The organism is Chitinophaga niabensis (genome assembly GCF_039545795.1).
Classification (GTDB): domain Bacteria; phylum Bacteroidota; class Bacteroidia; order Chitinophagales; family Chitinophagaceae; genus Chitinophaga; species Chitinophaga niabensis_B.
Genome location: NZ_CP154260.1, coordinates 1,323,228 through 1,343,958 on the forward strand (window position 1 = coordinate 1,323,228; position 20,731 = coordinate 1,343,958).

The 20,731-nt window shown below is 46.1% G+C and carries 12 protein-coding genes; 2 read left to right on the plus strand and 10 right to left on the minus strand.

Annotated features, from left to right (window positions below; all coding sequences use genetic code 11):
• Nucleotides 1-4 precede the first annotated feature (4 nt).
• The 3 genes from AAHN97_RS05580 to AAHN97_RS05590 form a co-directional block, all read right to left on the minus strand.
• Nucleotides 5-982 carry a FecR family protein gene (locus AAHN97_RS05580; RefSeq protein WP_343306569.1) on the minus strand — a complete coding sequence of 326 codons (978 nt, stop codon included), beginning with the start codon at nt 980-982 and terminating at the stop codon, nt 5-7.
• Between the two features lie 84 nt (nt 983-1,066).
• A complete protein-coding gene (locus AAHN97_RS05585) occupies nt 1,067-1,630 on the minus strand; it encodes an RNA polymerase sigma-70 factor (protein WP_343306570.1) in 564 nt (187 codons plus the stop codon).
• A 195-nt stretch (nt 1,631-1,825) separates the two neighbouring features.
• On the minus strand, nt 1,826-3,109 hold the full coding sequence (locus tag AAHN97_RS05590; RefSeq protein ID WP_343306571.1) for a TCR/Tet family MFS transporter: 1,284 nt from the start codon (nt 3,107-3,109) through the stop codon (nt 1,826-1,828).
• A 509-nt stretch (nt 3,110-3,618) separates the two neighbouring features.
• Between AAHN97_RS05590 and AAHN97_RS05595 the strand changes: the two genes are divergently transcribed.
• Both AAHN97_RS05595 and AAHN97_RS05600 read left to right on the plus strand, forming a co-directional pair.
• Complete coding sequence (locus AAHN97_RS05595) at nt 3,619-6,708, plus strand: SusC/RagA family TonB-linked outer membrane protein (RefSeq protein ID WP_343306572.1); 3,090 nt, start codon at nt 3,619-3,621, stop codon at nt 6,706-6,708.
• Nucleotides 6,709-6,725: 17 nt separating this feature from the next.
• The gene (locus tag AAHN97_RS05600) at nt 6,726-8,060 is read left to right on the plus strand and encodes a hypothetical protein (protein WP_343306573.1); all 1,335 of its coding nucleotides are present in this window, start codon (nt 6,726-6,728) and stop codon (nt 8,058-8,060) included.
• Nucleotides 8,061-8,206: 146 nt separating this feature from the next.
• Here AAHN97_RS05600 and AAHN97_RS05605 read toward each other — a convergent pair whose 3' ends face one another.
• Genes AAHN97_RS05605 through AAHN97_RS05635 form a run of 7 tightly spaced genes read right to left on the minus strand, consistent with a single transcriptional unit; the run spans nt 8,207 to nt 20,580 of the window.
• Complete coding sequence (locus tag AAHN97_RS05605) at nt 8,207-9,688, minus strand: S41 family peptidase (protein WP_343306574.1); 1,482 nt, start codon at nt 9,686-9,688, stop codon at nt 8,207-8,209.
• A 52-nt stretch (nt 9,689-9,740) separates the two neighbouring features.
• The gene (locus tag AAHN97_RS05610; protein WP_343306575.1) at nt 9,741-11,057 is read right to left on the minus strand and encodes a MutS-related protein; all 1,317 of its coding nucleotides are present in this window, start codon (nt 11,055-11,057) and stop codon (nt 9,741-9,743) included.
• Nucleotides 11,058-11,069: 12 nt separating this feature from the next.
• Nucleotides 11,070-12,368, minus strand: a complete 1,299-nt coding sequence (locus AAHN97_RS05615; protein ID WP_343306576.1) for a MutS-related protein — start codon at nt 12,366-12,368, stop codon at nt 11,070-11,072.
• A 5-nt stretch (nt 12,369-12,373) separates the two neighbouring features.
• Nucleotides 12,374-14,698: a Gldg family protein gene (locus tag AAHN97_RS05620; RefSeq protein WP_343306577.1), complete on the minus strand. Its 2,325-nt coding sequence runs from the start codon at nt 14,696-14,698 to the stop codon at nt 12,374-12,376.
• Nucleotides 14,699-14,713: 15 nt separating this feature from the next.
• Nucleotides 14,714-15,640: an ABC transporter ATP-binding protein gene (locus tag AAHN97_RS05625; RefSeq protein ID WP_343306578.1), complete on the minus strand. Its 927-nt coding sequence runs from the start codon at nt 15,638-15,640 to the stop codon at nt 14,714-14,716.
• Between the two features lie 40 nt (nt 15,641-15,680).
• A complete protein-coding gene (locus tag AAHN97_RS05630; RefSeq protein WP_343306579.1) occupies nt 15,681-17,177 on the minus strand; it encodes a RagB/SusD family nutrient uptake outer membrane protein in 1,497 nt (498 codons plus the stop codon).
• A 10-nt stretch (nt 17,178-17,187) separates the two neighbouring features.
• Nucleotides 17,188-20,580 (minus strand): SusC/RagA family TonB-linked outer membrane protein, encoded by a 3,393-nt coding sequence (locus AAHN97_RS05635; RefSeq protein ID WP_343306580.1) that lies wholly within the window; start codon nt 20,578-20,580, stop codon nt 17,188-17,190.
• Between the last annotated feature and the right edge of the window lie 151 nt (nt 20,581-20,731).

Consider the following 20,731-nt stretch of genomic DNA (forward strand, 5'->3'; position numbering starts at 1 on the left):
GTTGTTAGTTGTGTTTTCTTTGTTGTTGCAGGGAGATCGTTCTTCCCTCTATTACTACTTCCAGGTTAAGTGCCTGCCCGATCATCTTCATGGTGTTGTCTAATGATTGATCAGTAAGATCGGCAGTTATCAGATGATGATTGATGGTAGTGTCTTTCAGCAGGATCCGTACATCGAATTTGTTTTCTATGCGTTTTATTACATCCGGCATATGTGCATCGTTGAAAGCCATATTATACTCTGTGCCGCGTGTAAGCTCATGTAAAGGTGTTGTTGTTTTGCTGTCTTTGGCAATTGTTTCAGATGATACAGCATAAACGGCTTTTTCATTTGGATATAACAGTATGCGGCCTGCTTTTTCCGTTGATAAAGAGATCTTGCCTGTTAGTACAGTTACTTCTGTTTGCCGGCCATTGCTCCTGATATTAAAACTGGTACCTAATACCTGTGTGGTCAGCGGGCCGCAATGGATATAAAAAGGATGTTCTGCATCTTTCGCTACTTCAAACAATGCTTCCCCTTCCAGCGTTACAACGCGGCTGCCTTTACCAAAGGTAACAGGGTAGATCAGTTTGCTGTTATCCTTCAGCCATACGATAGAACCATCGGAAAGGATCAGCTTCCTGATCTTACCGCTGGTGCTCGATAGATCTGTGAGGCGATGCGGCGCCACCATGTTGAGTAAACTGTTCCTGTACAGCGTGCCGGCTATGATAAAGAGTGCAACAGCAGCAGCTATCTTTAATCGTTTTACCGTGAATATTTTTCTCACCGGAGCAGGTTGTTCTGCTGCCTGGATGCGGCTTAATAATCGATCGTAACCTCCCTGCTGTGCTTCTTTCCGTTCCTCTTCCGGCAGGGTCTCAAATGCCTGCTCATCCGCCATTCTTTCCAGTAACTGTTCTACCTGTTTTGCTTCCTGGGCGGAAAGAAGACCTTTCAGGTATTTATCGATCAGTTCTTTTATTGCATTATTCTCCATAATTGCTACGTGGTGATGATGTTCTTATAAGTAAGTAAACTGAAAAGGAGAGAACACCTACTCCGGGCATAAATTTTTTTCTTATCAGAAGTAGTGGCCCAATACGGCCCGCAATTGCCGAAGTGCTTTGGTGAGATGGTTTTCCACGGTTTTGTGGGAAATGTGAAGGGCATCTGCAATATCGCGGATAGAGAGCTGTTCATGCCGGCTCATACGAAAAACCTGCTGGCATTTTTCAGGTAACATAGCCACAGCCTTATCCATGGTCTTTTTCAGATCATTGGCATTCACCTGCTCTTCATTGGAATTATCTGCTGTTCTTTCAGACGTTAAAAACTGTTGGTTGTAATTTTGCCGGATATGGCTTGCCTTTATATAATTTAACAGCTGGTATTTTACGGCGGAGAACAAATAGGCGGAAAGAGAGTGGTTTACTTCCAGTTCTTTGTGTTTCTTCCACAGGGCGAAGAAAACTTCCTGGATAATTTCTTCTGCAACTTCTTTACTCCTCAGGCGATTGTATACATAACCATATAATTTTGGCCAGTAGCTATCGTAAATATGTTTAAAGGCTTCCATGTCGCCTTCTCTCAGGGAAGCAAGAATTATAGATTCATCTAAAGAATGGTATTTATTTTTAATATCCAATTTTTAACGATGATATTTACTTAGCGATATAAAAGAACAAAAAAAATATAGAAAATCATAGCATAAGCAGAAATAAATATCAATTGAACAGCTTTTGTTTACTTATGTTAAAAAAATTAATGTAAAGTAGTTTGAATGAAAAAGGCTTTAAGTCGTGGTAGACTTAAAGCCTTTTTTTAGAAAGTTTTGCTTGTTTTAATGCACAGGTGTTTCACTTAATCCCCCGGTTCCTTTGATCACTTCCAGTAATTCAGGATGTTCTTTTTTCTCCCGGTTCAGCACCTTGTTGATAATAACTATACTCAGCAGCATGCATACGCCTCCGATTAAAAAGTGTATTCCCGGGAAATGGAAGGGTGCGCGGGCGGAGGTGAAATAAGCAAATGTGCCGCTCATGATCGGCGGGCCTATAACAGTAGTGAGGCTCATCAAACTGGTAAGTGCTCCCTGCAGTTCTCCCTGCTGATTAGAAGGAACATGGCCCGATATAACAGATTGCAATGAAGGGCCGCATAAACCCCCGAGGCAATATGGTACCAGGAAAGCGAACATCATCCATCCCTGTGTGGCAATGGCAAAGAGGAAGAGGCCTAATGTATAAAGCCCCAGGCCCAGGTATATACTTTTTTCATTTCCGATCTTTGGAATAACCACTCTTGTCAATCCTCCCTGTACGGCTCCTACGAGCACGCCTACTACAGCTAATGAAATACCCACCATTTTTTCGCTCCAGTTGAAACGATAAATGGTGAAGAAGTTCCAGTTGCTTTGAACAGCCTGCGCGCCAAGATAAATAAGGAAGAAACCTACTGCCAGTCCTCCTATCTCAGGGTGTTTGGTCAGGAATTTCAATGAGCCGAAAGGGTTGGCCCGTTTCCATTCAAAGGGCCTGCGGTTTTCTTTGCTGAGTGATTCCGGCAGCAGGAAGTATCCATATAAACAGTTCACGAGGCAAAGTACAGCGGCGGCATAAAAAGGAGCTCTGATACCCCATGTTGCCAGCAGGGCACCAAGGGCAGGGCCCAGCACAAATCCTAAACCAAAAGCGGCACCGATCATACCAAAATTTTTGGCTTTGGATGTTTCATCCGGACTGATATCCGCAATATAGGCGGTGGCGGTAGTAAAACTGGCGCCTGTAATACCGGCAATGATACGGCCTGCAAACAGCCATCCGTATGTTGGTGATAACGCCAGGATAATGTAGTCCACGCCAAAACCAAGTAATGAAAATAAAAGAACAGGGCGGCGGCCGTACCTGTCACTCAGATTTCCCAATAGTGGTGCAAATACAAACTGAGTTGCAGCAAAGGCGGTTAGCAAATAGCTGCCATAGGTGCTGGCTTCATTGATCGGCAGGCCTTTTAATTCTGCCACCAGGTCCGCCATTACCGGGATGATCAAACCCCAGCCCATTACGTCTATCAGTAATGTAACAAAGATGAAGCCGAGGGCGGCTTTCTTATTCGTCGTCTGCATGTGATGCGTTGTTTTAAGTGGAGCAAACTTACATCCAAATAATGAACAAGCAGGGATGTGATTACGCCAAAATAGAGGGCGATTACGTCAATTCAGGAGGGAAGGAGCACCTTGATAAGAAATTCCTGTTCTAAATATCTGAAAACAAGGGGCTTAAGAAACTTTTCACGGCATTTTATCTTTATCTTTATAGTAACCGTCAAAGAAGGATTAAACGCATTGGATCTTTACAAAGGAAGGCTTTTACAAAGAGAACATTCAGGATTATTATTTCAACCAGATCAATTCGCTGCTTACTGATAAGCCCGGGCATTAAAATCATTTACGAGTACATATAACCGTGAAAAACGCTGTTACGAGCAGCGCCTCGGTTAGCAGTGCTGTTGTTTCCCCCTGCAATGCCACCACTTACTATTCAGCGATCGCATGAATGCTTTAGCGGCTGAGGAACTCCACAACCTCGCAAGCCCTGAAGCTGTATTCTTTTACTAACGCCAAAATTGCACATCATGAAAAATGTATTCATGAAGAAACAAAAGAGATGGAAAACATACTCATTGATCTTGTTTTTTCAATTAATTACCGCCCTTGCCTATTCACAGGTGCGTATAAGCGGAGCCGTGACAGCGCCTGATGGAACAGCGCTGCCTGGTATTACCGTCCGCTTGCAGAATGCCACCGTTGGAGACAATACAGATGCCTCCGGTAAATACAGTTTCAATGCCAACATTCAGCCGGGTAACTATGTACTGGAGTTTTCCGGTATCGGCTTCAAATCAATGAGAAAAAGCATTACTGTAAGCGGCAATGCTGTTACCGCGGATATGCAGATGGAAGAGGATGTGTTGAAGATGGATGAAATAGTGGTGATCGGTTCTTCTCTGAGGCAATCCAGGAAGCAGCTGGGGAACACCGTTAATTCGGTGAACGCAAAACAGCTGACCAATACAGGATCCGGTAATCTAGGTGCAGCCCTTCAGGGGAAAGTGCCTGGTGCACAGATCCAGCAGACTTCCGGTGATCCTTCCGGTGGAATTTCTGTTCGTATGAGAGGAACAAGTACCATTATGGGATCTTCAGAACCTTTGTACGTTATTGATGGTGTGGTGGTGAGTAATTCAACAGTTAACGTCACAAACCTCAACGTATCTGCTACGGGTGTAGCGAACCTGGGTGTGGGAACAGGTACTGCTGAATTGGGAACTAACCGTATGGCGGATATTAATCCTAATGATATTGAAAAGATCGATATAATACCCGGGGCCTCCGCTTCTGCCATTTACGGTTCACGGGCCAGTAATGGCGTAGTGCTGATCACTACCAAATCCGGAAAAGCCGGGCAACTGAAAATTGATTTTGGTACCAGCATCATCACCAACTCATTACGGAAGAAAGTATACATTTCCACCTATGGAAAGCAGTTTGGATCTGCCGCACTCCGTTTGGGGAATATCAGCGATGGGCCGGGGAATGTTACAATCTATACAAGGCCGGACGGGCAGGTGAGGAGATTGTCAACAGACCTGGTAGATGTTACCCGCTATGATTACCAGGACCAGATATTCCGCTCCGGCATTGGCACGGATAACTACATTTCACTGAGCGGCGGAACAGATAAAACAAAGTATTATTTCTCCGGTGGTTACTATAACAATGAAGGCATTATAAAGAATACAAATTTCAGGCGGTTTAATTTTAAAACCAGGATTGAGCAGACCGTTAATAAATACCTGACGGTGATAGGCGGTATATCCTATGTGAATAGTATGTCTAATGAAAAACCCAATGGGAACGTATTCTGGAGCCCTATTAATTCCATCAACATCACCAATAACATCTATAATATAAAGGAAAGGGATGTGAATGGTAACCTCAAAAATGTAGAGCCTACCCGTGTGAATCCGCTGAGTGTGATCGAAGACATGAGCCTGAAGCAGTCAGTCAGCAGAACGATCAGTGATATACAGGTAAAGATCAGGCCGCTGGAAGGGTTGAGCATAGATTATATCCTTGGTATTGATAACTACGCCCAGGAAGGAAGTAACCTTATAGAAAGGTATCCGTATATAGCAGCGCAGGAAGGCCTGGGGTATGCTTCCAATGCTTTGGTATCTTCCATGCAGCTCAATAACGACATTAATATTTCCTTAGATAAGAAGTTCAGTGACTTTTCTTCTTTAACCGTTGTTGGTTTCAATCACCAATACCAGAAAATTACAGGCTTGTTCAATGAAGGGCGGGACCTGTTGCCCGGGATCTCAAATGTGATGGGTGCGGCAGTAAGGCTGGATCCACGTTACACCTATGATCAAAGGCAGATCTACGGAGGGTTTTTACAGCAGACCTTCGGTTATAAGAATATTGTATTCATAACAGCAGCCGGCCGGATCGATGGCAGTACTTCTTTTCCAAAGGATACAAGAACGTATTTTTATCCAAAGCTGAGTACTTCTGTTAATCTCAGCGATATGTCCTTCTGGAAAGGCATGAGCAGCTGGTTCAGTTCAGCGAGGTTGAGGGCTTCATGGGGGCTTGCGGGTAATCTTAGCGGTATTGGGTCTTATGAAAGATTTAGCACCTATCTCTCCGGGAGCCTTAATGGAGTGGCTACCTATAATATCAACCCAACTTTGGGTAATGAAACAGTGGAGCCTGAAAGATCGAGCGAATTTGAATTCGGTACAGACCTGTCTTTCCTGAATAATAAACTGGGTGTGGTCTTCACCGTGTATGATAAAAAGATAGTGGGAAGTTCTTTGCTGGTGGCCAGGGTACTTGCTCCATCTTCCGGAGGCAGCAACAAAGTACAGAACGTAGGTAACCTTACCAACAAGGGATGGGAACTTGGGATCACCGCCAATCCTGTTTCCGGTAATAATTTCAACTGGAATATCGGTGCCTCTGTCAGCAAGAATGAGAACCTCGTTACATCATCCAGCCAGGTGTCGCCAATCGCATTGGCTAATGCCGCCGGTTCTGTATCTGTTATATTGGCTGGCCAGCCGCTGGGCGTTTTCTATGGCAACTATTTTGAAAGGGATGCGAATGGTAACCTCTCGCTTGATGCCGCGGGCAGGCCTATTGCTGCAGTGAATAACCCTACGGCAAAAGTGCTGCAGCGGAAAATACTCGGCGATCCCAATCCGGATTGGATAGTGAGCTTTAATAACAGCCTTGCTTATAAAAAACTGACACTGAGTTTCCTGGTAGATGGTGCATTAGGGCACCAGGTATTTAATGCAGACAGAAGAACAAGGCAGGGTGTGGGCATTGGTGATTATTCCGAAAAGGAAATAAAGGGAGAATTACCCAGGGGATACATTTTCGCTATCTATAATACCGAAGAATGGCGGGTGGAAGATGCTTCCTATGTGAAGTTAAGAGAAGTAGCCCTGTCTTACGAATTACCCACCTTTGCAAGGTTTATAAGGTCTTCCTCCATTTCATTAATAGGAAGGAATCTGATCAGCTGGGATGATTATGATGGGTATGATCCTGAAACGAATGCCGGTGGAAACAGTTCTGTATTGAGAGGGATTGATTTTGGTAATGTACCCATTCCCAGAACATTCCAGTTATCCTTCAGGGCCAGTTTTTAATCTCAAACTATTGTAACATGAAAATGCTTCGAATAAAACAAACTATTTTATTACTGATGCTGGGCAGTTGCTTCCCCATTGTGTCCTGTAATAAAGAATATATTAATCCAAGTCAGGCATCCGTTCCAAGCGTAACAACCAGTGTGGATGGATTAATGACCCTTTGTGCCGGATTGCAGCGCAGGTTTACGATCGGCCGCCAGAGCCCTTTGTATTGTGCGCCTATTGCCGGTGGATATAGTGTATATGCATTATACACCATTAACATTGGTAATACCGCTGAAAAGGAACTGGAAACCGGCAAAGGTGCCGTAACACAGGGGAATGCAGTAATAACCCAGTTGTGGGCGCAATGCCTGCTCACCAAAACGGAAGCAGAAACTGTTTTAAGTAATCTGACGATAGCTGCAGACCCTGGAGACAGGGTAGGGATGAAAGCATACGCCAGTATCTTTTATGCGCTGAGCCTTGGCACCATGGTGCAATTCTTTGAACAGATCCCTTTGGTGAAAGGAGAGAATGCACCCTTTAATCCGCGTGCGGATGCGCTGCAAAAAGCCATCGAGGCACTGGAAAGTGCGGATACAGATCTTGCAACTGCTAATCCCAGTGCAAAGTTCCTTGCTAAAATTCCTGCAGGTATTGATATTAAGAATACCGTAAAAGCATTGCTGGCAAGGTATTATAATGTACAGAGCATGATCAGTGGTACTTATAATGCAGCGTCCGGCAATAAGGCTTTGACCTTTGCCGCAGCCGCCAGTCAGGTCGTTAAATCTGAATTCCGGTTTTCTACCGTTACCACTAATCCGTTGGGTGAATGGAACTTTACCGTGAATGTTTTCGGGGCTATTGATTCCACACTCGGTTTAAGGAATGGCCTGGCGCCGGTACCTGCAGCTACTGATCCGCGCGTAGGATTCTATATCAGCAGAACAGGGCCCACTACTTATCCGCTGAAAGCATTTGCCCTGAATACAACTGCTTCCTATCCTGTTTATTTACCGGGAGAGATGAGCCTGATCATAGCAGAGAACTATGCACGGCAATCTATGTTCCCGCAAAGTAAAACAGCCCTGGATGCGGTGCGTACCAAAACAACCGATATATATGGCATCGGGGCTTCCCAGCCTGCATACAGCGGAGCAATGACCATGGCAGCTTTGCTGACGGATATCTACAAACAAAGAAGGCTGGAGATGTTCATCAGTGGCCAGGAGTTAGAGGACAGCCGCCGTTTTGCACGGCCTGCGCCCAATGTAGCGGGTGAAGAAAGGAACAGGAACTTTTATCCTTATCCTTTGATTGAAAGAGATAACAATACGAGTACACCGGCTGATCCGGGTATTTAATGGCTTGTATCAAAAGCGTACGATAGAATGCCCCAAAAAGTTGAACACTTTTTGGGGCATTGACATATGTGAAGCCGCCTCATTATTCATGAGACGGCTTCTTTGTACAATGGTGGATCCGGTTTATAGCAGGTAATACAGGTTGATTATTTGCCGAGCCTGATCAGTTCAAGCACATAAGTCATTTCCGGGTCCTGGCCTGCCTGCAGATAGCCTGTGAATTTTTCCAGAGGTACTTCCCGGTCCGGCAAAATGCCACGGCCATTATCTGTTGCGGCATTAAAGAAATAAAGTTCAGACATAGGTACGGTGAGTATGGATTTGGTTCCTGGTAACATGTATCTCAGGAACCAAGCGGCTGTAGTAGCGTTTTCGCCACTTCCGGTTTCCTTTCCGATGATCATACCCCGTTTGTTCTTTTGTACAAGGGAAGCGAAATAGGTAGCGGCAGAAACAGTACCTCCTCCGGTCAGTACATATACCTTTCCTTTAAAAACATCTTTATCCGGCGGGAAATTCTCAGACAATCCATCTTTTAATCTCTCGTTACCCACATAAAATCCGGAACTGTCCTTATCAAAACGTTGGTAAAGGAAGTTTTTATTGTTCTGAATATCCTCATCGGATAACCTTCTGCCATTATCGTCCACAGCATATTCCGGGTAAGCTATATTAATTGTTTTGGTCCGGTAATTATATACATTCTTAAAGGAAGCTTCTGCCATGAACGAATAAAGTAAGGCAGATATACCGGGATTACCACCGCCATTACTACGGATATCAATAATAACCTGCTTGTATTTCCGCTTGTTCACTTCCCTGAAAAATTCGCTGAATTCCTTATAGGCCATTGATTCGTGTAAGCCGAATGTATTTACCGTGAGCACGCCGGTTTGAGTTTCATCATCATAGTTCCTGTATACGAGGTATGCCCGCTGCAAAAGATTGAGAGGGAAAACTGCCTGCCTGTTAGCATGGAAGGCCTGGGATGGTTTGGCGAAAGGCACTGTTACTTTCCTGGGTGAATTACTGCCAGGTGCAAGATAAGCAATCTCAAAAGTTTTACGGCTGGGCGCCAGCAGACTGAAGAGCAACTGGAAATCGGCCGATGCTCTGTCGGTACCGGTTGTGATATGGCCATCGCTGTAAGTAGAGGCAGATAATGCACTGATAATATCTTTTACAGGCATATTATTGATCCGGAGCACTTCTGACCCAAAGGGGATCTCTGTGCCTTTAATATTGATGAAGATCCTTTCCCGTTCTATTACAACAGGGAAAGGAAAGAAATCGATCATGGCGTAAATATCCCTGGAATTCTCTGCGGAGAAGCTCATATTGGTGTGTACGTCCCTTATCAGTTGAATAGGGGAGAACTGCCGGCTACTGAGAATGCCTGGCTGCGCAGCTGCTTTTTTTATGAGTGAGTCTGCCTTCCGTTCCAGGGAAATGGAGTCAATGAATTTATATGGATTAGGATGTTGTTTTTTCAGGATGTCAACCGCGAGCCTGTAATCGGCGATAAGATCAGCCTGCTTCAGGCCTGGCAGTGTTTTCTCCTGTGCGGACGTTGTGAGGCAATAAGGAACCAATATGGCAGTGATGCCAAATTTCAAATTCTTTTTCATTTTTTTATGTTTAATGCAACTATTGGTGTGTTGGTCTGACAAAGTTTATCTGTTAAGAATTGATCAGTTCAAGGATCTTTTCGTTCCTGATGATCATCATACCCTGGCGGTCTTCGGTAATGCCTTCCTGTAGCTGGTAAGTATATCTTGGACGGGCGCCATCCATAACGGTAGGCAGATATCTGAACTGAATATTCGGTTTTCCTTTTAAAGCTTCCCCTACTTCTATGATATGTGTTGAAACGATGAAAAGGCAGTCCCTGTATTCGGAAAATGCTTCTGTTACCGCCAGTGTGCCATCGTAGGCATCTTTCACATTGGTGCCCTTGAACAGCTCATCGAACATCAGCATGAGCCTTTGGCCGGTACTGGCGGCTTCAGCAGCCTGCTTTACCCTTATCACTTCCGCATAGAAGTGGCTGTAACCAAGGCTGATATTATCCGCCACATTGATGGAGGTGTACAGCCCCTGCCGTACGGAAAACTCCATATGTGATGCAGCAACAGGGAAGCCCATATGTGCCAGGTACATTCCTATACCGATGGATTTCATAAGGGTGGATTTGCCGGCCATGTTGGCCCCGGTAAGGAATACTACGTTGCTGTTCTCTCCCATATGCAGGGAATTACCTACGGCGCCGTCAATACAGGGATGAGCGATCTTCTGAGCGGAAAGCACGTTCCGTTCAGCGGGTAGTGCAGTAGCGTAGATGAAACCTTTAGCAGCTGCCACATCACTCACGGCAATGTTCACATCCAGTTCGTAAATGAAAGACAGGATGTTGGCCATCTCCTTATGCAGCCTGGTTTTTAGCAGGTGATCATAAAGTGCGATCGTTTTTATGGATAGTGCTTTATAGATATCAGTATCGCGGAGTTTCTGCAACTGATTATTGGCGAGGATCTGTTTGATAGCTTTCAGCCTGCCGGAAAACGGGTTGTTGTGAACAGGTATCATCTCTGCTACAGCGTAACATCTTTGCAGGGTGAGGATAGTAGCCTGCAATCCCTGGATATTCTTCTTATAGCGTTGATCCCGGGTAAGAGACGATAGCATTTTTTTTATCAAAGTGTCTGCTGCCACCATCAGTATGTTTGTTCCTGTACCTGCATCCAGGTATTCCCGCATAAGGCTTACCTGTTGCACATCAAAAGGGAAAGCCAGTTGTAATTGCTGGAAAGATCTGAAAATACTGCTTCGTTCATTGATGTCGGCAGCATCTTCCAGTGGGTAACGGAACATGTTTTCCAGCAATTGTTCCCCGCCTCTTGTTTTCACCTGGTTGAACAGGTGATAGACTGATCCGTGCCGGAACTTTCCCAACAGGTTCAACTCATCCAGTGTCTGCTTGTCTATTCTGAAACTCATGTGCTTGTGTGATTAATTTGATCCTGCAAGGCCGGCACGTTTTCTGCCGTTTTTCAAGGTATCCAGTATGCCCTCATTCCGGATAATGATCATACCATGCCGGTCGTTGGTGATGCCTTCTTCCAGTGTGTAAGTATATTCCGGCGTATGGCCTTTCATGCGTGTAGGCAGATAGCTGAACCCTATTGTGGGACGTTGTCTCAGTTCCTCGCCGGCTTCCACGATATGGGAGGAAATGATAAACATACTGTCCGTTTTACCGGCAAAGGCCTGGGTAATGGCCACGGTAGCTTCATGCGCATCTTTTACATTGGTGCCCCGGAAAAGTTCATCGAAGATGACGAACAGGGATTTACCGTTGTTCAGTGCTGAAGCCACTGTTTTCACCCGTAATACTTCCGCATAAAAATGGCTGGCTCCGATACCCAGGTTATCCGGCAGGTTGATAGTGGTATAGAGGCCATCCATCACGGAGAATTCCATGGCCTTTGCTGCTACGGGAAAACCCATGTGCGCGATATATACCGCCGTACCCATGGAACGCAGGAAGGTAGACTTTCCTGCCATATTCGCCCCGGTGAGGAAAATAAGGTTCCTGCCTGCATGCATTGCCATGTTATTGCCAATGGGTTGTTTCAGTTCGGGATGATATACCCCTTCCAGTACAAGTTTACCCTGGCCTTTAGCAAGCGCTTTCGGGAAGATGAACTTCTTTTCGATGGCAACTTTGGCTACGGAAAGATATACATCCAGCTGATAGATACATTCCAGCAGTTGTTCTATTTTGTTCCTTTCCCTTATTCTTAACAATACGTCAAAAGCGGTGACAGCTCCGTAGGACAATTTGCTTTTGAACTGTTCGTTCAGCACCGGCCGGAAGGCAGGGTCGGCCAGCAGTGTTTCCATTGCCTGTCGTTCATCTGTATAGGCAATTATATTTTTTACCTCAGGTTGTGCGATGAACCGTTTTGTTTCCTGTATAAGCGCTATTACCGCCGTGACCCCGTTATGGATCTCTTTTTCCCCCAGCAGGCTTTGTTCTCCGGAGTTAACAAGATATTTCTCCGCCATATCAAATTGCGTGGCGGAAAAAGGGAAGGCGGCGTTCATCCTGGCAAAATGTTCAATGATACTGCTTCTTCTGTTAATCTCCCCCATATCTGATAACGGAGTTCTGAACATATCCCGCAGCCGGATCTCTGCCCCCCTGGTATGGGTATTGTTATACAGATCAAATATTCCGGCATTGTTCTGCCGGCCGAAGATCCGAAGGTCTTCTATCGTCTGGTCATCTGTTTGCAAGATCATCATATTCATTATTTTCTTTTACGGCGTATCAGGAGGATAATGGAAAGCAGTAACACCAGTACAGGCAATACCCATACATAAATGATCCGTAATGTATTTGCGCCGGCAGGTGAAATATTCAGCATGGTGTCTCTCGCTTCCGGGCGTGGTGTATAAATGGGAAACCTGCCATAGTCTAACCAGCTGTATAACCCTGTGGCAACGCTGGGATAGCCTATGATCCTCATATTGCTCATAAAGTCAGCATCTCCGCACACGATAATACGTTGCTCCCTGCCTGCAATAGTTCTGCTGAGCGCAAGACTAATAGCGAATGAATCCTTTTTTATATCGCCTTCCTGCGCAGAGAATACAGGAGGAAGGGAATCCGTTACAAGATGACCGGCTTTATTCCAGATCTGGTTTTTGGGCAGTGTTCTCAATAGTGTTGTAATTGTGAAAGGACTGTTGCCGGTTGTGGCTACTTCTGCTGCTCCCGGTGTATATAATTTCAGGGAGTCTTCAAGAAACCGCCCTCTCCTGGAAAAGAAATCATCTGCATCGATCATCTCGTTACTGCTGGGAGTAAAGTAAGGTGTGATCATGTGCGGCATCTCGTTTGCAGAAAGTTGTACCAGTGTGCCGTAGCTGAACTGCAGCCCCATGTCCTGTAAAACAGGGTTGAGGATGTGTTGCTTCCCTGGCTCGCCAAAGATCAGCAGGTTGCCTCCGGCATCTTTGTATTGCTGTATCTTTGCCAGCACAGTGGGGCTCAATTCGGTTTTAGGATCTGCGATCACCAGTGAGGAGATGTTTGCCGGAATATCCGTTGTTTCCAGCGAAATGGTATCCACATCAAACCCGTTGTTGATAAGCGAATTACGCTCATATTTTGCCGTGCTGTGGGAGTTGTATTCCCTTTCGCCTGATTTGTGGATATTGCGTTCCAGGTTGCCGGTAGCAAACAGTATTTTCGGCATCTTCGTTTGCAGCAGCCGTTTAAGGGCAGCAGATACCTGCGTTTCTGCCGGCCAGAAACCGCTATCATCGAATGTGCGCAGGAATGTTGTTTTGCCTTTATATTTCAACTGCATTACCAGGCGGTGAGCTTCCGGGGCCAGGTCAATGATCGCGCGCATCTCTTCAGGAGTTTTGAACCTGGAAATATCAGCGCCCATTGCTTTGGCGATCTCCACAGAGATCTCCCTGACGGTTTTACCGGGGAAGGTCTTACATACTAAACTATCCGGGGGCACATCGTAATAGTATTCGTATTTAAACCTGATATCCGGCTTAAAACGCAGAAATGGTTCCCATAAACCATTCAGGTAAGCGTTCCTTGCTTCAGGAAGCCCTTGTATTAAACCTTTCCCCAGGAGGTTCACATATAATGTTACCTCAAGTGTTTCGTCCTTTTCCATGTCTGCAATAACGGCCTGCGTTTTCTCGTGCAGGGTATTCCTGTTATCCCAGGTGGTATCCCAGTAGCCGGTCAGGCCGGGTTGTGATGTAACATATCCAATGAGCAATGCAGAAGCGATCACCGCCAGATACCGGAAAGCTTTCAGGTACCATGCCTTGAATTCCCTTCCCCCTTTCAGTTTTAACAAGGTAAAGCCGAGGAACATATAAATGATCACCAGGAAATAAATAACATCCTTTGAGGTGATCAGCCCATACAGCATTTTTGCTGTTCTCCCCCTCATAGACAGGAAGTAGGTGAGGTCCCGTATAAAATCATACTTCTGCCAAAGCCCGCCGATACGTTCAATAACGAATATCAGCAGAAAGGTGGCAATGGCAGATACGATCTGATAGGTAGTGAGGCTGGACATGAACATACCAATAGCTGCAAAAGCGGATATCAGCAGGTAAAATCCGAGTAACGAAGACAAGAGCATGCCCTGGTCAGGATTCCTGATATTGATCAGGCCGGACACAATGAAAATAGCTACAATAGCTACCAGCAGAAGGTTATAGATCAGGATGGCCAGGTATTTTCCCAGTACTATTTCGCGTGTTCTAACGGGAGAGGAGTACAATAGTTTAATGGACCCGTTGTTTATTTCCCGGCTGATGAGCCCCATGGTAAGTAATGGAACAAACAGGTAAAGGTTTTGGAGGACGTTCAGAAAAACACCGTCTCCACTCAGGAAGATAAACTTTGTTATCGCAATTCCTGTGTCTGTGAATTTCGGACTGTTCCGTATCATTAAATCCTGGTAGGTAGCTATCTTAGCCAGGGGAATGCAATAAAACAACGCACATTGTACAAGGAACGCAATAACCAGGAACCAGGCTACCGGGGAATAAAAGAGATTGCGCAGTTCTGTTTTTGCGATTTTAAATATCATCTTCATCTGTTGGTCTTATTGTAAGGATTGATTGGATAATTGTTTGAATACATCGTCCAGCAGGGTCTTGTCCAGGCTGATCTCACGGAGCCGCCATTCGTGTTGTACACTTACAGCGATCATTTTTTCGGTGATATCCTGGCTTCCTTCAAAATAGACGCGCACTTGTTTGGCAGTGAGGAACTCCACGCGGGTAACCCCGGCTACTTTCATGAGCTCCGATGCGGTGGGTGGATTTTCCATAACCATCAGCAGGCTGCTGGGTTGTACATAATTATTGAATGCATCCATTGAATCAGAAAAGATGATCCTGCCTCCTTCGATCATGATCACTTCCCGGCAAAGCAGGTGGATCTCTGACATGATGTGCGAGGATAACAGAACGGTGCAGTTTTTAGCGATCTCCCGGATCAGTTTCCTGGCTTCTATGAGCTGGTTAGGGTCCAGGCCATTTGTAGGTTCATCCATTACTACCAATTGCGGCTTGTGAATGATGGACTGTGCAATACCCACACGTTGCCGGTAACCACCTGAGAGGTTGCGTAACAGGCGGGAACTAACATGGGTGATCATACAGCGTTCTTTTGCTTCTTCTACTGCCGCCTTTATTTTATGATCTTCTATCTTACGCAGCTCCGCAGAATAGGAGAGATATTCATCCACTGTGAGGTCAGGATACAGCGGCGGGTTTTGTGGCATGAAACCTATCAGCTGTTTGGCCTGCTGAGGTTTTTTCCTTACGTCTACACCGTTGATATAAACATGGCCTTCTGTTTGATTCAATACACCGCAGATGATGTTCATGGTGGTAGACTTACCTGCGCCGTTAGAACCCAGCAGTCCCACAATGCCGGGTTGGTCTATTTCCATGTTCACATCCCGTACTGCCCATGCAGCGCTGTACCTGTGTGATAGTCCTTCTATTTTAAGTATACTGCTCATAATATGTTTTTACTCTGTATTTGTGCCTGTTGTTCTGTTATCAGTAACGGTCATTCTGTATTAGTGAACTATTGGTTTGAATCTCTCTGACCGGAATAGGATAAAGCAACTGATAGTCTCCTTCCCAGGGTAACTTCAATGGTATTGTGGTGAGTACGGCATGTGCTGCGCCGGTGCGCTTCAGGTCAAACCATCGGTTACCTCCTTCTGCAAAAAGCTCAATCTGCCTTTCCTTTGCCACGGCAGCTTTAACAGCCTGGTCACTCAGCGATCCGGCAAGCATGCCAAGCCCTGCTCTGTTTCGTATGGCGTTCAGGTCATCTATAGCTCCCTCTTTACCGCCGGGAGCACCATTGATCTTTGCTTCCGCTCTTACCAGGTACATTTCTGCCAGCCGCATCACCATATGGTATTCCATTGCCGGCGCGCCAGCCATGGCATTGTTGCCCCCGGTCTTGTATTTGGCAGGGTAATAGGTTTTGCCAGCTGATACACCATTCAGGATGTTCAGTGTACTATCCACCCAATGTACATACCGGAGGTCTCCCTGTTCAAAAGCATTGATGAGTGCATCGGAAAGGCAGAAACTGGCAGTACTTGTATAGGCCACTGCGGGAAGCATCGTCATCCCTTCCGGAGTGGAATTTTTTAATACAGGGCTTTGTTCTGTCTGTTTCAGTTGCCAGATAGCTTCGCGGCTGCCGGTAAGGAATACGGCATTCAGGTCCTGCTCAAGCTGATAAAGGTCCGCCTGGCTGATCACTTCCGTGGCTTTCAGCGCAGCGTTCTGATAGTCTCCGGTGAACAGGTAAGTCTTAGCCAGCATAGCCGCCGCCGCCCATTTGTTAGGGCGTACCCTTTTCCCTTTGGCAACGGAGTAATCCTTTGCCAGTACAGCCTCTGCATCTTTCAGGTCCTGAATGATCTGGCGGTATACTGTTGGCTGAGGTGTTTTAGGTATGCCTGCTGTTTTATTGAAATCGACAGTAAGCGCCAGTGGTACATCTCCAAAAAAGTTAGTGAGGTAGAAATAGCAAAATGCACGTACCAGCTTTGCCTCTCCCGTCAATTCTTTTCTAACGCTATCACGCAGCAATGGCGAATTAGATGCTGCGATACCTTCGATCACGGAGTTGGCGTTATAAATGATCGTATAGGCAGAATTCCAGATGTTGGTAGCGGGTGCATTGTTATAAATGCTGAGTTTATTAGTGCTGAGCGCGTAAAAGTCCTGTTGCTCGCTACCCCGGTAATTATACAGTTCCCCGGAAGACAGGCCGCCGGCTATACCGGCCAGCCCGGCACTGAATGTGGTGACGCCTGGGGATTCGGTGAATTGTGGATCGGCGCCATGGATCATGTGGTTATATACACCAGCCATGGCGGCTTCTGCCTGCGGTTCTGTACTAAAGATCTCACCTGTGGTGATGGTATCTGTTGGTGCGGATATCTCCACCAGCTTTTTGCATGAAATGGATGTTATGCATAAAAGCACACAGGTAAAAATGATCGGCTTATTGATTTGTTGAAAGTGCATACCCGGGAGATTAAAAATTGAAGGATAAGTTACAGGTCATGATCCTCGGAATAGGGTTGAAGGTGGCATTCTGCAATTCCGGGTCCATGTTGTACCTGGTAATGGTCCAGAGGTTCTGTACATGGATGGAAAAGTTGCAGGATTGCATCCTGGCTTTTTTGACCAGTTTTTCCGGTAATGTATAGTTGAAAGAAACATTCTTAAAACGGAGAAAAGAAGCATCGATATATCCACGGTCAGAACCCAGAAGAGTGTTGGGAGCTGTGGTAGAGAAGCGGGCATAGGTTGCAATATCCCCAGGCTTACGCCAGTGATCTTCCATTACTTCCTTCGGCATCACCAGGTTATTCATTCTGCCGGGTGTTATAGTGGCGAATGGATGCGTACCCATCTGTTTAATGAAGTCGAAAAAGAAAGACAGGCTGAAGTTCCGATACCGGAAGTCAGACCCGAAGCCGCCGGTAAAGGAAGGATTCAGGTCTACGGCAACATAACGGTCGTCATCGCCTGTACCTGGTACTACGCTGAAATTGTTGCTGACCTTTCCGTCTTTGTTATAATCTTCATACGCATAATCCCCGGTTTGCGGATCAACACCCAGGTAATGCAGCAGGTAAACAGCGCTCAGAGATTCCCCGATCTTATATTGAGTGGCGTAAGGAGAGGAGGCTAATCCGGGGAAAGATATGAGTTTGTTGCGGTTGCTGCCGATATTGAAGTTGAAGTTCCATGAGAGGTCTTTTTGCTGTACCAGTTTTGCGAGCAAGGTGGCCTCCAGGCCACTGTTCTGCACAACTGCGTCCCAGTTTGCAGTTACGCTTTGAAAGCCGGTGTACTGCGGAGTGGGATAGTCTGTGAGCTGATTGCCGGAGCGTTTGCGGTACATGGCCACTTCCAGGTTGATCCTGTCCTCCAGGAATCCCAGGATCAGTGCACCTTCCAATTGCCTGAGTTCTTCCCAGCGATAGTTCTGGTTCACGGCATGTACCGGCACAAAAGGATTGATGCCGTCATATGCATATGATGGTGTGAATGAATAAGGTTGTGTTCTGCTCCATTGCGAGAGGTATTGGTAATCTCCGATGGCATCGTTGCCGGTAAGGGCATAACTTCCCCTGAGCTTGATCAAACTGAGCCAGGAGGGGAGTGTGTTGCGCATCCAGTTTTCTTCGGACAGGATCCAGGTTGCGCCAACAGAACCAAAATTACCGAATTGACTGCCAGGCGCAAAGCGCGATGAGCCATCGCGGCGTGCGTTCAGGTTGATTACATATTTGGAACCCCAGTTGTAGTTGATGCGTCCGAACACAGCGGCATACTTGTATTCGCTGATGCCTTCCATCACTCTCTGAACAGGAGCGTTGGCAATGCTGTGGAGGAGTACATCATTAGTGTACCCCATTCCCATTATTGTGGTGCCAGTGGTAGAAGTATTCTGAAGTGTTGCGCCTGCCTGTATGGAAAGTGTACCCTTGCTGATCATCCGCGAATACCTGAGTTGCGGCTCAATGATCCAGTTATTATTCCCTGACTTGCCGAATACTGCACTCCCCGAGGGATTAAATAATGGATTCTGGGAAGAGATGGGCGTTAAAAAATCATTGTTGTTCTGCATGAAAGTATACCCGGCGTCAACATTCAGTGTGAAGCCTTTCACCAGCTGATAACTGATATTCAGATTGCCGTTCAGGCTTTGTGTTTTAGCAGTGGCAGGTCTGAGCAGGTAGGTGAAAGGAAAATCGAATAACATGTTTGCCTCATTCCATGCCTGGAAATTAAGATTACCTTTTTCATTGAAGATGGGAGGGGCATTAGGTGCAAGGGTAAATGCCGAGGTACGGTCTGAAATAGCATCTACCTTTGTGTAACCATATTTCACGCCAAAACCCACATTCAGTTTCTGGTTGGTGCTGCGGTGCCTGATGTTGAAGTTTAATGTGGCGCGTTGATTACCGCCGTTCCTGGTCATCAGATCTGTCTGCTTTGTATAGTTGGTATTGAGATTGAAGAAGACGCGGTTATCACCTCCGGAGAGACCTGCGGAAACAGATGTTTCGCTGCCTGCACTGAGCATTTCCTTTTGCCAGTTAGTATAACGGGTGGTGTCCCATATTACCAGGTCCGGCGCAGAAGCCGCATTTACGGGAATGCCGTCATTTTTAAGTGCCTCCAGCCGCATGGCCACATATTCCTGCGTGTTCAGCATTTCCCGGTAACGGGGCACGGTAACCACTCCTTTAGAGATATTGAGATTGAAAGATGTTTTACCTGGCATTCCTTTTTTGGTGGTGATCAGGATCACGCCATTTGCTGCGCGGGAGCCGTAGATGGCTGTTGCATCGCCATCTTTCAGTACTTCAATGCTTTCTATGTCTTTTGGGTTGATGCTGAATAAAGGGCTTTGACCGTTGGTTGCGGAAGCACCACCCTGTACAAAACCAGGTGAGGTGTTTGAACTGTAACGGGTAGATCCCTTCACATCCAGGATGGTTTGTGGTACTCCATCGATCACGTACAGGGGTTCTGAAAGAAATTGCTTGTTCAGCGAATTTCTTCCCCTGATCTCTACTGTCAGCGGGGAACTGGCATAGCCCCTGGTGTGTGTCACTATCAATCCGGGCACCCTTCCCTGTAATGCCTGGAGCGGGTTCATCACTGGTTGCCGTGCAATTTCTTCTGCTGTTATCTTGGCAATGTTACCGGTAGCCAGCCTTTTACTGGTGATCCCATAACCCTGTATTACTGCCTGGTCCAACTGGCTCGTGGAAACTTTCAGATGAACATTTACAAGAGGAGTAGTCCCGTCTGCCTTAACGATTGCTTTTTCATACCCGATGCAGGTGACAATAAGCGTAACCTTATCCGCCACATTTTTCAGTGTGAATAGTCCTTTTTCGTTTGTTTGTGTGCCTTTGGCGCCATCCTCTGTTATAACAGTCACACCGGGAACAACGGCGAACGTTTTCTCATCTAAAACGATACCATTGATCTCCCGGCCGGATGGTTGTGTTTCCGTGGTGTCCGATGGTATTTTTGATTCTGATATTGGCTTGCGCGTTACTACAACGGTAGTACCAACGATCGTATGTGTATATCCTTTCCCGTTAAACACAGCTTTCATAAAAGCTTCCAGTGGCTGCTCCTTTGCTTTTACCGTTACTTTGGTCTGCACGTCTACCAGTTCCGGATTGAAGACCACCGTGTAACCTGTTTGCTTTTTTACTTCAGCGAAAACCTGCTGCAGCGGGATCTGCCTGCCACTCCAGGTGATCGTTTGAGCAATGCTTTTTAAAGGGAGGTTTAATAGCAGGAACGCGAACAGCCATTTTAATGGTTGATTGGCCCGGACAGGAGGACACAGTTCTCTCCCGGTCAACCGGTTGTTAAAGTTTGATCTTAACATTGCAATTTGGTTGATAAGTATTGATAATGATGTGCCGGCGCGCATCGGCAACTATAAACAGACTGTATGCATATTTTTTGCTAAGGCAAAGCTCCGCCAGGAAGCCTGGTTGCTTCTGACCTTCTCACATCCACATTTTTATTTTTCACTT

What these genes read in the sequence shown, in the direction of transcription:
- AAHN97_RS05580 (WP_343306569.1), bottom strand. Translation starts at nt 982, where the DNA reads ATGGAGAATAATGCAATAAAAGAACTGATCGATAAATACCTGAAAGGT.
- AAHN97_RS05590 (WP_343306571.1), bottom strand. Translation starts at nt 3,109, where the DNA reads ATGCAGACGACGAATAAGAAAGCCGCCCTCGGCTTCATCTTTGTTACA.
- AAHN97_RS05595 (WP_343306572.1), top strand. Translation starts at nt 3,619, where the DNA reads ATGAAAAATGTATTCATGAAGAAACAAAAGAGATGGAAAACATACTCA.
- AAHN97_RS05600 (WP_343306573.1), top strand. Translation starts at nt 6,726, where the DNA reads ATGAAAATGCTTCGAATAAAACAAACTATTTTATTACTGATGCTGGGC.
- AAHN97_RS05605 (WP_343306574.1), bottom strand. Translation starts at nt 9,688, where the DNA reads ATGAAAAAGAATTTGAAATTTGGCATCACTGCCATATTGGTTCCTTAT.
- AAHN97_RS05610 (WP_343306575.1), bottom strand. Translation starts at nt 11,057, where the DNA reads ATGAGTTTCAGAATAGACAAGCAGACACTGGATGAGTTGAACCTGTTG.
- AAHN97_RS05615 (WP_343306576.1), bottom strand. Translation starts at nt 12,368, where the DNA reads ATGATGATCTTGCAAACAGATGACCAGACGATAGAAGACCTTCGGATC.
- AAHN97_RS05620 (WP_343306577.1), bottom strand. Translation starts at nt 14,698, where the DNA reads ATGATATTTAAAATCGCAAAAACAGAACTGCGCAATCTCTTTTATTCC.
- AAHN97_RS05625 (WP_343306578.1), bottom strand. Translation starts at nt 15,640, where the DNA reads ATGAGCAGTATACTTAAAATAGAAGGACTATCACACAGGTACAGCGCT.
- AAHN97_RS05630 (WP_343306579.1), bottom strand. Translation starts at nt 17,177, where the DNA reads ATGCACTTTCAACAAATCAATAAGCCGATCATTTTTACCTGTGTGCTT.
- AAHN97_RS05635 (WP_343306580.1), bottom strand. Translation starts at nt 20,580, where the DNA reads ATGTTAAGATCAAACTTTAACAACCGGTTGACCGGGAGAGAACTGTGT.